The sequence below is a fragment of the Herbiconiux sp. J20-20 genome (assembly GCF_057365085.1).
Window position 1 is genome coordinate 1,259,616 of record NZ_CP195122.1, and the last position, 13,822, is coordinate 1,273,437.

Below are 13,822 nucleotides of genomic sequence, written 5' to 3' on the forward strand. Positions count from 1 at the left end.
GGCGACCCCGGTTCGGGGAAGGGCTAGGTCGCGAGCCGCTGCCGCTCGAACAGCCGGGCGTACACCCCGCCGATCTCCAGAAGCTCGGCGTGGGTGCCGCGCTCGACGATGCGTCCGCGGTCGACGACGAAGATGACGTCGGCGTGGACGACGGTCGAGAGCCGATGCGCGATCGCGATGGTGGTGCGGCCGCGCGCGGCGTCGTCGAGCGCGGTCTGCACGACCCGCTCCGAGACCGCGTCGAGCGCGCTGGTGGCCTCGTCGAGCACGAGCACCGCGGGGTCCTTCAGCAGCACCCGCGCGATCGCGACGCGCTGCTTCTCGCCGCCGGAGAGCCGGTAGCCTCGCTCGCCGACGATCGTGTCGTAGCCATCGGGGAAGCGGGAGATCGTGTCGTGGATGTTGGCGGCTCGCGCCGCCGATTCCAGCTCGGCGTCGCTCGCGCCGGGCCGCGCGTAGCGGAGGTTCTCGGCGATGGAGGCGTGGAACAGGTACGTCTCCTGGCTGACGATGCCGATGGAGTCCAGCAGCTCCACCTGCCGCAGCTCGCGCACGTCGTCGCCCGCGAACAGCACCCGCCCCGAGGTCACGTCATGCAGGCGCGGGATCAGGTACGACACGGTCGTCTTGCCGGCGCCGGACGGCCCGACGAAGGCCGCGTACTGGCCCGGCTCGATGCGGAATGACACCTGGTCGAGCGTCGGCGGGGTGTCGTCTCCGGCATCCGGATAGCGGAAGGTCACCTCGTCGAACTCGACGACCCCCAGCTGCTCCGAGTTGACCGCGTGCGCGTCCGGACGATCGACGATCGTCGGGGTGAGGTCGAGGTATTCGAAGATGCGGGCGAACAGCGCCTGCGAGGTCTGCAGGTCGAGCGCGACGCGCATGAGCCCGAGCAACGGCCAGCTGAGCCGCGCCTGCACGGTGGTGAACGCCACCACGGTTCCGGCGGTGACCGACACGTCCTGGAAGATCAGCCACGCCGCCACCAGGTAGATGATCGCCGGGATCACGGAGAGGAACACGTTGACGATCGCGAAGAACCACTGTCCGCTCATCGCCTGCTGCACCTGCAGCCGGATCTGGTTGCGGTTCTCGTCGCGGTAGCGATCCACCTCCCATTCCTGACGCGAGAAGCTCTTGGCCAGCAGCACGCCCGACACGCTCAGCGTCTCCTGCGTGATCGCCGTCATGTCCGACAGCGACTCCTGCGTCTTGGTGGCGATGCGGGCGCGCACCTGCCCGACCTTGCGCTGCGCGATCACGAGCACCGGCAGCAGGATGACGGCGACGATCGTCATCTGCCAGCTCAGCACGATCATCGCCACCAGCGCGGCGATCACGGTGACGGTGTTGCCGATGACGCTCTGGATGGTGTTGCTGAGCACCCCGGCGACGCCGCCGACGTCGTTCTGCAGCCGCGATTGGATGACGCCGGTCTTGGTGCGCGTGAAGAAGCCGAGCTCCATCGACTGCAGGTGCGAGAACAAGCGCACCCGCAGCTCGCCCATGACGCTGTTGCCGACCTTCGCGGTCAGGTACGCCTGGCCGACGCCGATGCCCGCGGAGGCGAGCCACAGCACCACCATGAGCGCCACGAGCTCGACGAGCACGGGGACGTTCGGCGTCCCCTCCGGCGGGAACAGCCCGCGGTCGAAGGCCTGCTGGGTCAGCAGCGGTGGCAGCACGCTGATCGCGGCACTGACCAGCACGAGCGTGATGGTGACGGTGAGCGCACGCCGGTGCGGTCGGAACAGCTCACCGATGCGGGGCAGCAGGTTCGGGATGCGCGGGGCCGCCGCGTTCTCGGCGCGCTGCGCGGCCGCATCCGCCCCGCTCACTCGGCTGCGCAGTTTGCCGTACTGGCCGACGCTGCCACCACCGCGTCCGCCCATGCTCACCCTGCGAGCCTATGCCGCGGCAGACCGGAAATGCCGGGTGGCGAGACCCTGATTCTCGCCACCCGGCATCGGTCCGAACCTCGACCGCGCGCTGCTCAGCCCTTCGTGGATCCCGCGAGCAGTCCGCGCACGAAGTAGCGCTGCAGCGAGAAGAACACGATCAGCGGCACGATGAGCGCGAGGAACGCGCCCGCCGGCAGCAGCTGGGTGTTGCGGCCGAAGTTGCCGACGAGCTCGGCGAGTCGCTGCGTCAGCGGCGCCACGTCGACGGTTCCGCCGGAGAACACGAGCGCCACCAGCAGGTCGTTCCAGACCCAGAGGAACTGGAAGATCGCGATGCTGGCGAGCGCCGGCACCGACAGCGGCAGGATGATCCGGAAGAACATCTGCGTGTGGTTGGCGCCGTCGACGCGCGCGGCCTCGATCACGTCACCGGGAATCTCGGAGATGAAGTTGTGCAGCAGGAAGATGCACAGCGGCAGGCCGAAGATGGTGTGCGCGATCCACACCGCGGGGAAGGTGCCGCTGATGCCGAGCACCTGCGAGAAGATCTGCAGCAGCGGGATGAGCGCCATCTGCAGCGGCACGATCTGCAGCGCGAACACCAGGATGAACACCGCATTGCTGCCCGGGAACTTGATCCAGGCGAACGCGTACGCGGCCATCGAGGCGAGCACGATCGGGAACAGGGCGCTCGGCACCGCAACGATGATCGAGTTGATGAAGTACGAGCCGAGGTTCGCCGACGAGGCCCCGCCCGAGAACAGCACGTCGCCGTAGTTCTCGAGGCTGAAGCTCGGGTTGGTGAAGATCGTCCACCAGCCGCTGGTGCGGATGTCGACGGCCGGTCGGAACGAGTTGACGAAGAGCCCGAAGGTCGGGATCGTCCACACCACCGCGATGATGATCGCGGCGGCGGTCGCGCCGCGCGAGGTCAGCCGCTGCTTGACTCGCTTCAGCTTCGGTCCGTTGCCCGAAGGGTCGGACTTTGCCACGCCCAGGGGGGCTGCCACGCCGCTCATCGGATCTCCTTCTGCTTGCGCATGACTCTCACGTTGTAGATCACAATCGGCAGAACCATGATGAACAGGACCAGCGCGAGCGCCGAGCCCTGACCGAACTCGCCGCGGTTGAACGCCTGCGTGTACATCTCGTTGGCGATGACGCTGGTGTCGAAGTTGCCGCCGGTCATCGTGCGGACGATGTCGAAGACCTTCAGCGTCGCGATCGTGATCGTGGTGACGACGACGACGAGACTGCCGCGGATCTCGGGGATGGTGACGTTGGTGAACTGCTGCCAGGCGTTCGCCCCGTCGAGGCGGGCCGCCTCGAGACGCTCGATCGGCACCCCCTTGATCGCGGCCGAGAGCAGCACCATCGCGAACCCGGTCTGGATCCAGACCATGACGACGATCAGGAACAGGTTGTTCCAGGGCGAGTTGATGAGGAACTGCTGCGGCTCGAGCCCCAGCCAGACGAGCACCTGGTTGAGCAGACCGATCTGCTCGAAGCCGGTGGCCCGGTACTCGTAGACGAAGCGCCAGATGATGCCGGCGCCGACGAACGAGATCGCCATCGGCATGAACACCAGCGACTTGAGCACCTTCTCGCCGCGGGACTTGTCGATGAACACGGCGTAGGCGAGGCCGACGGCCGTGGAGACGGTTGGCACCAGCGCGACCCAGAGCAGGGTGTTGCCGAGCGTGGTGATGATGTCCGGCTGCGTGAACATCCAGACGAAGTTGTCGATGCCGATGAACTCGCCCGTGCGGTTCGTGAAGGCGAGGTAGGTGGTGCGCACCGCCGGGTAGACCAGGCCGACCCCGAGGAGGATCAGCGCGGGAGCGACGAACGCCAGCAGCTGCAGGAAGTCGCGCCCGCGTTTCGGCGCTCGATCGGCGAGGAACAGCACGAGTCCGACGACCGCGGCGAACGCGGTGAGGCCGATCGCGAAGACTCCGAATTTCTCCCAGACCGAGCCCCAGAAATCGCCCCGGGCGGCGAACGGCACGGCTCCGGCCAACATCCCCGGCATCATCATCGTTGACACGCCAGTTCCTCCCTTTGGTATGTGAACGCTACCGAGCAGTCGGCCCACCGAGCAAGAAGCCCGGTGGGCCGACCACGGTTCAACTGCTCAGCCCCGACTTACGGGAATGTGCTGTCGATGAATGTCAGCACCTCGTCGGTGCTCTTCGTTCCGACCACCCAGTCGACCATGCCGGTCCAGAACGAGCTGGTTCCGACCGCGGCCGGCATGAGGTCCGACGCGTCGAAGGCGAACACGGTGTCTTCACCCTGCAGGATCTCGATCGACGCACGGCCGAGAGCGGAGCCCGCGAGCGAAGCGTCGAGACCCTTGTTGGCGCTGATCACGCCACCGAGAGCGACGCGGTTGTTCGCCCAGGTGTCGCTGGCGAGGTAGGTCTGCAGCGCGTCGACGGCTTCGCCCTCGACGAACTTGGCGACGAACTCGCCACCACCGGTGACCGAGTCACCCGCGGTGGGGTCGGTCTTCGGGGTGATGAACGCCCAGATGTCCCCGTCAGGAGCAACGGTCGTGCCCTCCGGCCACTGCGCCTCGTAGAACGAGGCCTGGTGGTGGAGCGAGCAGTTGCCGTCGAGGATCGGCAGACCACCGTCGTTGAACGTGGTCGAGACGATCGACTCCACGCCACCGAAACCACCGTTGACGTAGTCCGGGTTGAGGATGATGTCTCCGACCAGGTCGAAGGCCTCACGGATCTCGGGCGAGTCGAACTTCAGGTCACCCGCGACCCACTCGTTGTAGGCGTCGGCACCCGCGGTGCGCAGGACGAGGTCCTCGATCCAGTCGGTGCCCGGCCAGCCGGTCGCGTCACCGGATCCGAAGCCGACACACCACGGCTTGTAGGTCGCCGTGTTGTTGGCCGACATGTCCTCGGTGAGAGCCATCAGCTCGTCCCAGGTGGTGGGAACCTCGTAGCCGTTGGCCTCGAATTCGCTCGGCGAGTACCAGATCCAGCCCTTGACGCTCGCCATCAGCGGCGCCGCGTAGAAGGTGCCGTCGACGGTGCCGTAGCCCTTCCAGCTCTCCGACCAGAACTCGTCGACGTTGTCTTCGACGGTGGAGGCGGCGGGCAGCACGTAGCCGTCCCCGACCAGGCGCTGCAGGAGGCCGGGCTGCGGGATGATCATGAGCTCGGGCGCGTCACCGGCGGCGGCGCGCACGTTGATCTGCGTCTCTGCCTCCTGGGTGCCGACCGTGTCGACCGTGATGCCCGTGCAGGTCTCGAAGTCGACGATGCTCTCGACCAGCTGGTCGAGCTCGACGCCCTGGATCGTCGTGTAGAGCTCGACGGACTCGCCGTCGAACGTGCCGTACTGCTCGTAGGCCGAGCAGTCGGTGTCGCCCGTGCCGCTGTCGGTGGTCGCCGTACAGCCCGCGAGCGCGAGGCCCGCGATTCCGGCCGCCGAGACCGTCGCCAGCAAGCGACGTTTGGTGAGTGAACGCACTGTGGTCCTCCTCGTTGAGGGTCGTGTGCCCGCCTCGGGCGGGCATCGTGTGGTGGTGCATCGTGTGGTGGTGCAGGTCGGAGCACAGACCGCACGACGCCGAGAGTTCGCCGCAGTGCGGAACCGGTTCCAGTCTCAACGCTAAGCGCTCCCCCGGGCAGGTGCAAGCCCGAAAACGGGCCGACACCAATTCGTGACTCAATGATCCGTCAGGTTGCGAGACCCGCTCGGTCGCGCCATCCGGCCCGATGCCCCTAGGATGTTGGAACCGGTTCCGGGGTCCATCGATGCATCCAAGGAGGGGTCCGCGTGAGTTCGCTCGCCGAAGTCGCACGCCACGCTGGCGTCTCCAAGGCGACCGCATCCCGCGCCCTCAGCGGGGCGGCCCACGTCTCCGAGGCCACCCGCGCTCGCGTCGCCGCCTCGGCCGCGGAACTCGGCTTCGTCGCCTCGACGAGCGCTGCCAGCCTCGTGACCGGCCGCACCCGCAACGTCGGCGTCGTCACGCCGTTCATCAGCCGCTGGTTCTTCGGCGAGGTCATCGAAGGCATCGAAGAGGCGCTCATCGACGCCGGCTACGACCTCACCCTGTTCCGCGTGCAGGAGGATCCGGACCTGCGGCAGCGCGTGTTCGACTACTTCCTGGTGCGCAAGCGCGTCGACGCGGTCATCACCGTGTGCGTCGCGCTGAGCCCGGAGGAGATCCGCGCGCTGGCCGCCCTCGGCAAGCCGGTCGTCGGCATCGGCGGCGGCATCGCCGGGATGAGCAGCCTGCGGATCGACGACGTCGCTGCCAGCCGCCTCGCGACCGAGCACCTGCTCAGCCTCGGGCACCGGCGCATCCTGCACGTCGGCGGCGACCAGGAGGAGCGCATGGACTTCCACGTCCACGCGCAGCGCCTCGCCGGATTCCGGCAGGCGATGGCCAGTGCGGGCCACCGTCCCGGCGGCGACTTCGCGGCCGCGGAGCTCACCATCGCGGGCGGCTTCGCCACCGGACTGCGCGTGCTCGGCAACCCGGCCACCCGGCCGAGTGCGATCGTGGCGGCCAGCGACGAGATCGCCATCGGGGTGATCCTCGCGGCGCGCCAGCTCGGCATCCAGGTTCCGCGCGATCTCTCCGTCGTCGGCATCGACGACCACGATCTCGCCGAGATGTTCGGACTGACCACCGTGCGTCAGGTACCGCGGGCGCAGGGCCGCGACGCGGTCGGCATGATCATGGCGTCGATCGGGTCCGGCGAGACCGCGCCACACGATCTGCAGCTGCCGCTGTCGCTGCGCGTGCGCTCCAGCACCAGCGCCCCCCAGCCCGACTGACGGCGCCGCCAGCGCAACGAGAACGGGCGCCACCCGAAGGTGACGCCCGCTCGTGCGACCTGAGGCCGCGGGGAATTACTTGAGGACGACGGTGGCGCCAGCCTCTTCGAGCTGAGCCTTGGCCTTCTCGGCCGTCTCCTTGTTGGCACCCTCGAGGACGGTCGCCGGAGCGCCATCCACGAGCGCCTTGGCCTCGCCGAGGCCGAGGCTCGTGAGCGCGCGGACCTCCTTGATGACCTGGATCTTCTTGTCGCCAGCGGCCTCGATCACGACGTCGAACGCGTCCTTCTCTTCGACCTCTTCGGCGCCCGCGCCACCGGCGGGGGCACCCGCGGCCGCGACGGCGACCGGAGCGGCGGCGGTGACCTCGAAGGTCTCCTCGAACTTCTTGACGAACTCGCTGAGCTCGATGAGCGAGAGCTCCTTGAACGCCTCGAGCAGCTCGTCGGTGCTGAGCTTAGCCATGATTTCTCCTTGGTTGTTTCTGTGGGTCATTGCCGCGGACTAGGCCGCGGTCTCCTGCTTCGCGCGCAGCGCGTCGACCGTGCGAACGGCCTGCGCGAGCGGTGCGTTGAACATGTAGGCGGCTCCGAACAGCGAAGCCTTGAAGGCACCGGCCAGCTTGGCCAGCAGCACCTCACGGCTCTCCAGATCGGCGAGCTTGCCCACCTCGGCGGCGGTCAGCGGGGCGCCATCGAAATAGCCCCCCTTGACCACGAGCAGAGGGTTCGCCTTGGCGAAGTCACGCAGCGCCTTCGCGACGGCGACCGTGTCACCGTGCACGAATGCGATCGCCGACGGACCGACAAGGTCATCGTCGAACGACGAGATCCCGGCCTCGTTGGCCGCAATCTTGGTCAGCGTGTTCTTCACCACGGCATAGGTCGCGTGCTCACTGATCGACTTCCGCAGCGTCTTCAGCTGCGCGACCGTGAGTCCGCGATACTCGGTGAGCACGACCGCGTTCGAGCTGCGGAAGTTCTCCGTCAGCTCGGCGACCGTTGCTTCCTTGTTCGCCATGGCGCTCCTGTGGTTCTCGTATGCATTGCCGGCATCCGTGTGGATGCCTCGGCCGAGACGAAGAAGGGAACCCGCAACAAAAAAGCTCCGGCGCGAGCGCACGGAGCTGGGGCCCGAAAGAGATCGGGACTTGCTTCACACACCTGCGCGGGACCCTCACGGGGAGGACTTCGTCCGGTGCATCGCTTTCGCGACACAGCGGAGACCAGCGGTCTTCGGCCTCCGCAAGACTACGGGAGTCGGCCCGTCGGCGCAAACCGGAGCCGAGGGCGGATGCCGACCCGCCGAGCGGACTAGCCCCGGCGCTGCTTCAGGTGGCGGCCGAGGCGCGGGGCACTCGGCGTCGCCGGCGGACGCGCGGGCGTCGCCGCGTCGCGCTCCGCGGCGCGCTGGATCGCCCGGCCCGTGCGGGCAAGGCTCTGCTGTGGCCGGAGCACCGACGCGGTCTCGGGCGCCGAGCGCCCACCCGAATCGGCGGCGTCGAGCCGGCGAGCGCGCCGGGGGCTCAGCCGCTTGGGCAGCAGCAGCGCGATCGCGATGGCCGCGAGCAGCAGCGCCACCGCGCCCGCCGCGATCGGAACGCCCGCGCCCGTCGACGCGGGCTCGTCGTCGACGACCGGCGGCACGATCGCCACATCGGCGAGCGGGGCCGGGCTCTCCAGGCCCGAGCGTCCCGGCACCAGCGGCGTCAAGGTATCGCCCTCCAGCGCGAACCACGCATCGGCGCCCTCGTCGTGCACGAGCGATGCTTTCGCCGGCACCTCGGAGAGCGAGAGCGCGAGGTCGGGATCGGGAACGAAGACCGCGAGTTCGGGAAGCACCGTCTCGGGCTGAATCCACACCGTCGCCAGGCCCACCGGCTCGTCGTCGACGAGAACCGGGACGATCCACTCGTTCAGAAGTCGGACGATGTCCTCGGTGTCGACCCCCGCGAGGTAGTCGTCGGTCCAGGCGAACACGCGCGTGATCTCACCGGTCTCCGTCTCGTCGGTGAAATCGGTGCCGCGCTCGCCGCTCGAATCAAGCCCGTACACGTCACGAAGATCGGTCAGCAGATCGCCCTCGGTGACGTACTCCTCGACCTCGTCGGGCACCGATCCGAGGCTCCCCGCGGCGCCCGGCGCTGCCGTGGCCGCCAGCGGTCCGGCCGCGAGCGCCGCCGCCAGCAGCGCGGCGCCGATTGCCAGGCGGCGCGCCGCCGTCGCGGTCGCGGGAGTGGTGGCGCGCATGTCTGTCCTTGGATCCGGGTGTTCGGGCTGAATCTGACGTTACCTCCCCCTCGGCGCGCGGCGTGCGACGCTCTCGGCGCGCCGGATGGGGGCCAGAATGGGGTGGTGTCCGCCTCGCATCCCGTCCTGTCGCTCTGGGACGAGCCTGCGCCGCACCACCGCGACCGCATCGTCACCGACGGGACGGACCGCGTGGCCTGGTTCCGAGCCCGCTCGCGCGGGGTCACCGCCACCGACGCGGCCCGTCTCGGCAGTCGCCGCGCGATCGCCGCACTCGCCCGCGAGAAGACCTCGGGATCGGGGTTTCGCGGCAACGCCTACACCGAGCACGGGCGTCGCCGCGAGCCCGAGATCGCCGCCTGGGCGGCGCGCGTCTACCAGATGACGGCGAGCGCCTCGCTGTTCCATGCGGTCGGCAACCCTCGGCATCTCGCGACGCCAGACGGTCTGCGGGAGCGCGACGGACGGCTCGAGCTGTGCGAGATCAAGACAACCAGCAGCGCCTGGTCGACGATTCCGCGCTCGTATCTGCGTCAGGTGTGGTGGCAGCAGTACGTGCTCGGGGCCGAGCGCACCCTCGTCGTGTGGGAGCAGCACCGCGACTTCGTTCCGGTCGGTCGCGAACCGCAGTGCCGATGGGTCGATCGCGACGAGACGCAGATCCGCGCCCTCGTCGGCCTCGCCGACGAGCTACTCGACGCGCTGCGCGCCTGACCTCGCCAGCCCGCGGCGCGAGATCCACACGGCGCCCGCCCCGGTCACGGCGATGATCACCGCGATCATGACCACGTAGAACGCCACCGAGAGGTAGCCGTTCGCCGACAGGGTCGGATTCAGGAACGGGTACGGGTACCACGGCTCCCCCGTGCGGCTGTCGATCGCGAACGGCCCGCGCAGCAGCGTGTAGGCGGCCCAGACGATCGGGAACACGATGATCGTGCGAATCGTCGAGAACGCCAGCGGTGCCCGACCCGGCGCGAACAGCCAGTCGAGCACGAGATAGAGCGGACCCACCACGTGCAGGATCTCGTTCGACCAGCCGAGGGTGCTGCCCTGCGGCAGCTCGACGCCGCGCAGCAGCAGGTTGTAGACGATCCCGGTCACCGCCATGTAGGTGACCACCGAGACGCGCACGAGCGCGAACCAGCGCGGATCCTCCGCGGAGCGCCGCAGCAGCAGCACCGCGCCGATGCCGAGAACGATGACGCTCAGCACGTTCGACTCGATCGTGAAGAAGCTGAAGAAGCCGAGCAGCAGGAACGGGATGTCGGCGGCCGGATCCTGGCTCCAGAAGTCGATCGACGTGACCAGCTGACCCGCGATCGCCGCCGCGATGGCGACCGCGACGACCGTGCGAAGTACGACGAACAGAACGCGCATCGCTGCTTTCCTCCCCCGGCACGACCCCCGCGCCCTGGTCGAGGCTAGCGGCTGGACCCGGCGTCGAACATTTCCGACACCGTGACATGTCCGAAACATCACGGAATCATCAACAAACTTGACTGTTGTCTACCATGCACGACACAAAGCCTTCAACGATGCGCGCGATGACGATGTCCCGTTCGGGGGACGCCGACGTGCTCGAACTCGCCGAGATCCCGCGGCCTGTCCGGACGAACGCCGAAGTTCTCGTCCAGGTGGTCGCCGCCGGGGTCAACCCGATCGACGTCAAGACGCGCGCCGGCCGCGGCGGGTTCCCCGCCATCGAGAGCTTCCCGGTGGTGCTCGGCAACGACTTCAGCGGCGTCGTGGTCGAGGCGCCCTACGAGGCGCATCCGCTCCAGCCGGGCACCGAGGTGTACGGCATGACGACCGTGCCGCGAGTGAAAGGCGCCTACGCCGAGTACCTCAGCGTCAGCGAGCTCAGCGTGGTGCGGAAGCCCGCGACCCTCTCGCACGTCGAGGCCTCCGCGGTGCCGCTGGCTGCCCTCACCGCCTGGGGCATGGTCGTCGAGACCGCTCGCGCGCACGAGGGCCAGCGCATGCTCATCCACGCCGGCGCGGGCGGAGTCGGGCACTTCGCGGTCCAGTTCGCCTCGTACTTCGGCGCCCACGTCATCGCGACCGGCTCGGCCCAGAACGCGGACTGGCTGCGCAGCCTCGGGGCCGCCGAGGTGATCGACTACACCGCCGTGCGCTTCGAGGAGGAGCTCGCCCCGGTGGATGCGGTGATCGACCTGATCGGCAACGTGAGCGACGACACCGCGACCCGCTCGCTGAAGGTGCTGCGACCCGGCGGCATCATCGTCAACGGTCCGACCGGAAGCTGGCCCACGCTCGCCGAGGAGTGCGAGGCGGCCGGCGTGCGCGGCACCGGCTACCGCGTCTCGCCCAACGGCGCCACGCTCGCCGTCATCTCGCGGCTGCTCGACTCAGGCGACGTTCGCGTCGCGGTCGAGCAGGTGTTCGACCTGGCCGATGCCGCCGCGGCACACCGCCAGATCGAGACCGGACACACCCGCGGCAAGATCGTGCTGCAGGTCGCCGCGAACTGACGGGCGCGCATTACAGTTCAGGCATGACACGCCACAGCCCGACGGTGTTCGACCGCACCACTTGGTCGGATTCACTGCTCGACTCGGCCCTCGCCTCGACCCGCCAGGCCGTGCCGTGGCTCGAGGACCTCGGCGAGCGCACCGAGCGGCCGCGCCTGCGAACCGCGGTGCAGACCGATCTGGTGGTCGTCGGCGGCGGGCTTACCGGGCTGTGGACCGCGGTGCGCGCCAAGCGGCGCGATCCGGGGCGCCGCGTCGTGCTGCTGGAGGCGAAGCGGATCGGCTGGGCGGCATCCGGTCGGAACGGCGGCTTCTGCGATGCAAGCCTCACCCACGGCGCCGACAACGGACGCTCGCGCTGGCCGGAGGAGTTCGAGACCCTCGAACGGCTCGGCCTCGAGAACCTCGCCGGTTTCGAGCGCGACCTCGACGAGCTGAACGTCGATGCCGAGTTCGAGCGGGTCGGCGGCCTCGACGTCGCGACCGAGGAGCACCAGCTCGAGTGGCTCGACGAGATGGCGACGGAGCCCGGGCGCCACCGCGTGACGGCGCTCGGCGCTCGCGCGCTGGTCGACTCGCCGACCTACCTCGGCGGGGTCGTGACGAGCGGCGACTCGCTCGCCCTGGTGCACCCCGGCAAGCTGTCGGAGGGCCTCGCCCGTGCCGCCGAGCAGCTCGGCGTTGAGATCTTCGAGCACACCCCGGCGACCGGGCTCGACCCCGACGGCGGCCGCATGGTCGTGCGGACCGCGCACGGCAGCGTGACGGCCGACCGTGTGGCGCTCGCCACCAACGCCTTCCCCAGCCTGCTCGTGCGCGACCGGCTGATGACCGTCCCGGTCTACGACTACGTGCTGATGACCGAGCCGCTCACCGCCGCGCAGCGCGAGTCGATCGGCTGGCAGGGCCGGCAGGGGCTCGGCGACGTCGCCAACCAGTTCCACTACTACCGGCTGACCAGCGACAATCGCATCCTGTTCGGCGGATACGACGCCGTCTACTTCGCCGGCGGCCGCATCCGGGAGTCGTACGAGGACCGCCCGGCGAGCTTCCGCAAGCTCGCCAGCCATTTCTTCACCACCTTCCCGCAGCTGGAGGACGTGCGGTTCGCCCACCGCTGGGCCGGACCGATCGACACCTCCACGCGCTTCTGCGCCTACGTGCGCCTGGCGCGCGGCGGCCGGGTGGCGGCGGCGCTCGGCTTCACCGGCCTGGGCGTCGGCGCGAGCCGCTTCGCCGCCGAGGTCATGCTCGACCGGCTCGACGGTCTCGAGACCGAACGCACCGAGACGCGGATGATGCGCGAGCTGCCCCCGCCGTTCCCGCCGGAGCCGATCGCGAGTCTCGGCATCCAGGCGACCCGCTGGTCGCTGGACCAGGCCGATCACCGCGGCGGCCGCCGCAACCTGCTGCTGCGCACGCTCGACGCGCTCGGCCTCGGATTCGACTCGTGAGCGCGCCCGTGCCGGAGCTTCCGGCGGGCAGCGCGATCGACCTGTCGGCGCTGCCGCTCGAGTTCGAACCCGTGCCGGGGACCCAGCGCACCGCGGGCGAGCCCGAGACCGGCTATGCGGTGCTCGGCACGCTCGGCGAGGCCGAGCTCGGCGTGTGGGAGATGACGACCGGCGGGATGCGCGACGTCGAGGTCGACGAGGTGTTCGTCGTGCTCGCCGGGGAGGCCACGATCGCGTTCGAGGACGGGCGTCCGAGCGTCGAGCTCGCCCCGGGCGTGCTCGTGCAGCTGACCGCGGGCGATCGCACGGAGTGGACGGTGCGGCGAAGCATCCGCAAGCTCGTGATCAGCTGAGCCGGAGCTCCATCACGAAGTCGCTCTCGTCGCGATCCCCCACCCGGAACCGCTTGGTTCCGACGACCGCGAAGCCGTGCTTGCCGTAGAAGCGCTGCGCCCGCGCGTTCTCCTGGTTGACGCCGAGCCACACCGATCTCACCGGCTGCTCAGCGGCCGTCGCGAGGCTCGCGCGCATCAGCTCGGAGGCGATGCCGCCGCCGTGCACGTCGGGATGCACGTAGCACTTCGACAGCTCGATCGTCGGCCGGGTCGACACGGCCGCCGCCACATCGGCGTCGCCCGGCTCCCCCGCCACGAGCATCGTGTAGCCGAGCAGCACGCCGTCGGACTCGGCGACGAACAGCCGACGCTGCGGGTCGGCGAGGTAGCCGTCGAAGCTCGCCCGGCTGAGGTGCTGCGCGATGAAGGCGCGCTTCGAGGCCTCGGTGGTGTGCGGCGGGCACGCGAGCGGGAAGGTGATCGCGGCGAGCTCGGCAAGGGCCTGCGCGTCGGAGTCGTGCGCGGGACGAACCGTGACGGTCATCGGATCCTCTCCGGGAATGCACGGAAGGG

General features: G+C 69.3%; 14 protein-coding genes. 5 read left to right on the plus strand and 9 right to left on the minus strand.

All coding sequences use genetic code 11. The features are described from left to right. Positions 1-23: 23 nt before the first annotated feature. From ACR3ZA_RS06030 to ACR3ZA_RS06045, 4 genes are all read right to left on the minus strand, one after another. On the minus strand, positions 24-1,895 hold the full coding sequence (locus ACR3ZA_RS06030) for an ABC transporter transmembrane domain-containing protein (protein WP_473662286.1): 1,872 nt from the start codon (positions 1,893-1,895) through the stop codon (positions 24-26). Between the two features lie 101 nt (positions 1,896-1,996). Continuing rightward, positions 1,997-2,923 (minus strand): ABC transporter permease subunit, encoded by a 927-nt coding sequence (locus ACR3ZA_RS06035; protein WP_473661115.1) that lies wholly within the window; start codon positions 2,921-2,923, stop codon positions 1,997-1,999. Next, complete coding sequence (locus ACR3ZA_RS06040) at positions 2,920-3,927, minus strand: ABC transporter permease subunit (protein ID WP_473662287.1); 1,008 nt, start codon at positions 3,925-3,927, stop codon at positions 2,920-2,922. Before ACR3ZA_RS06040 ends, ACR3ZA_RS06035 begins: the two co-directional genes overlap by 4 nt. A gap of 122 nt (positions 3,928-4,049) precedes the next feature. Continuing rightward, positions 4,050-5,396, minus strand: coding sequence for an extracellular solute-binding protein (locus ACR3ZA_RS06045; RefSeq protein WP_473661116.1), 1,347 nt, complete (start codon positions 5,394-5,396; stop codon positions 4,050-4,052). Positions 5,397-5,705: 309 nt separating this feature from the next. Between ACR3ZA_RS06045 and ACR3ZA_RS06050 the strand changes: the two genes are divergently transcribed. Then, a complete protein-coding gene (locus ACR3ZA_RS06050; RefSeq protein ID WP_473661117.1) occupies positions 5,706-6,716 on the plus strand; it encodes a substrate-binding domain-containing protein in 1,011 nt (336 codons plus the stop codon). 75 nt (positions 6,717-6,791) lie between these two features. Here ACR3ZA_RS06050 and rplL read toward each other — a convergent pair whose 3' ends face one another. From rplL to ACR3ZA_RS06065, 3 genes are all read right to left on the minus strand, one after another. Then, on the minus strand, positions 6,792-7,181 hold the full coding sequence (rplL, locus tag ACR3ZA_RS06055) for a 50S ribosomal protein L7/L12 (protein WP_473551707.1): 390 nt from the start codon (positions 7,179-7,181) through the stop codon (positions 6,792-6,794). Between the two features lie 39 nt (positions 7,182-7,220). Continuing rightward, complete coding sequence (gene rplJ / locus ACR3ZA_RS06060; RefSeq protein ID WP_473661118.1) at positions 7,221-7,736, minus strand: 50S ribosomal protein L10; 516 nt, start codon at positions 7,734-7,736, stop codon at positions 7,221-7,223. A 293-nt stretch (positions 7,737-8,029) separates the two neighbouring features. Further along, complete coding sequence (locus tag ACR3ZA_RS06065) at positions 8,030-8,965, minus strand: hypothetical protein (RefSeq protein WP_473661119.1); 936 nt, start codon at positions 8,963-8,965, stop codon at positions 8,030-8,032. 105 nt (positions 8,966-9,070) lie between these two features. Here ACR3ZA_RS06065 and ACR3ZA_RS06070 point away from each other — a divergent pair, with 105 nt between their 5' ends. After that, on the plus strand, positions 9,071-9,679 hold the full coding sequence (locus ACR3ZA_RS06070) for a YqaJ viral recombinase family protein (RefSeq protein ID WP_473661120.1): 609 nt from the start codon (positions 9,071-9,073) through the stop codon (positions 9,677-9,679). Here ACR3ZA_RS06070 and ACR3ZA_RS06075 read toward each other — a convergent pair. Beyond that, on the minus strand, positions 9,656-10,345 hold the full coding sequence (locus ACR3ZA_RS06075) for a Pr6Pr family membrane protein (RefSeq protein WP_473661121.1): 690 nt from the start codon (positions 10,343-10,345) through the stop codon (positions 9,656-9,658). The two genes, ACR3ZA_RS06070 and ACR3ZA_RS06075, sit on opposite strands and share 24 nt — an antisense overlap. A gap of 134 nt (positions 10,346-10,479) precedes the next feature. Between ACR3ZA_RS06075 and ACR3ZA_RS06080 the strand changes: the two genes are divergently transcribed. From ACR3ZA_RS06080 to ACR3ZA_RS06090, 3 genes are read left to right on the plus strand one after another with little or no spacing between them, the layout of a single operon-like run. Then, entirely contained in the window at positions 10,480-11,460 is a 981-nt protein-coding gene (locus ACR3ZA_RS06080; RefSeq protein WP_473661122.1) for a zinc-binding dehydrogenase, read from the plus strand. A 23-nt stretch (positions 11,461-11,483) separates the two neighbouring features. Next, the gene (locus ACR3ZA_RS06085; protein ID WP_473661123.1) at positions 11,484-12,914 is read left to right on the plus strand and encodes an FAD-dependent oxidoreductase; all 1,431 of its coding nucleotides are present in this window, start codon (positions 11,484-11,486) and stop codon (positions 12,912-12,914) included. Continuing rightward, positions 12,911-13,267 (plus strand): cupin domain-containing protein, encoded by a 357-nt coding sequence (locus ACR3ZA_RS06090; RefSeq protein ID WP_473661124.1) that lies wholly within the window; start codon positions 12,911-12,913, stop codon positions 13,265-13,267. The genes ACR3ZA_RS06085 and ACR3ZA_RS06090 overlap by 4 nt, the downstream gene beginning before the upstream one ends. Here ACR3ZA_RS06090 and ACR3ZA_RS06095 read toward each other — a convergent pair. Continuing rightward, the gene (locus tag ACR3ZA_RS06095; protein WP_473661125.1) at positions 13,260-13,793 is read right to left on the minus strand and encodes a GNAT family N-acetyltransferase; all 534 of its coding nucleotides are present in this window, start codon (positions 13,791-13,793) and stop codon (positions 13,260-13,262) included. The two genes, ACR3ZA_RS06090 and ACR3ZA_RS06095, sit on opposite strands and share 8 nt — an antisense overlap. Positions 13,794-13,822: the final 29 nt, after the last annotated feature.

Bases quoted from the DNA above. Each gene is read 5' to 3' on its own strand.
- ACR3ZA_RS06030 (WP_473662286.1), bottom strand. From the start codon at position 1,895: ATGGGCGGACGCGGTGGTGGCAGCGTCGGCCAGTACGGCAAACTGCGC.
- ACR3ZA_RS06035 (WP_473661115.1), bottom strand. From the start codon at position 2,923: ATGAGCGGCGTGGCAGCCCCCCTGGGCGTGGCAAAGTCCGACCCTTCG.
- ACR3ZA_RS06040 (WP_473662287.1), bottom strand. From the start codon at position 3,927: ATGTTGGCCGGAGCCGTGCCGTTCGCCGCCCGGGGCGATTTCTGGGGC.
- rplL (WP_473551707.1), bottom strand. From the start codon at position 7,181: ATGGCTAAGCTCAGCACCGACGAGCTGCTCGAGGCGTTCAAGGAGCTC.
- rplJ (WP_473661118.1), bottom strand. From the start codon at position 7,736: ATGGCGAACAAGGAAGCAACGGTCGCCGAGCTGACGGAGAACTTCCGC.
- ACR3ZA_RS06065 (WP_473661119.1), bottom strand. From the start codon at position 8,965: ATGCGCGCCACCACTCCCGCGACCGCGACGGCGGCGCGCCGCCTGGCA.
- ACR3ZA_RS06075 (WP_473661121.1), bottom strand. From the start codon at position 10,345: ATGCGCGTTCTGTTCGTCGTACTTCGCACGGTCGTCGCGGTCGCCATC.
- ACR3ZA_RS06080 (WP_473661122.1), top strand. From the start codon at position 10,480: ATGCACGACACAAAGCCTTCAACGATGCGCGCGATGACGATGTCCCGT.
- ACR3ZA_RS06085 (WP_473661123.1), top strand. From the start codon at position 11,484: ATGACACGCCACAGCCCGACGGTGTTCGACCGCACCACTTGGTCGGAT.
- ACR3ZA_RS06095 (WP_473661125.1), bottom strand. From the start codon at position 13,793: ATGACCGTCACGGTTCGTCCCGCGCACGACTCCGACGCGCAGGCCCTT.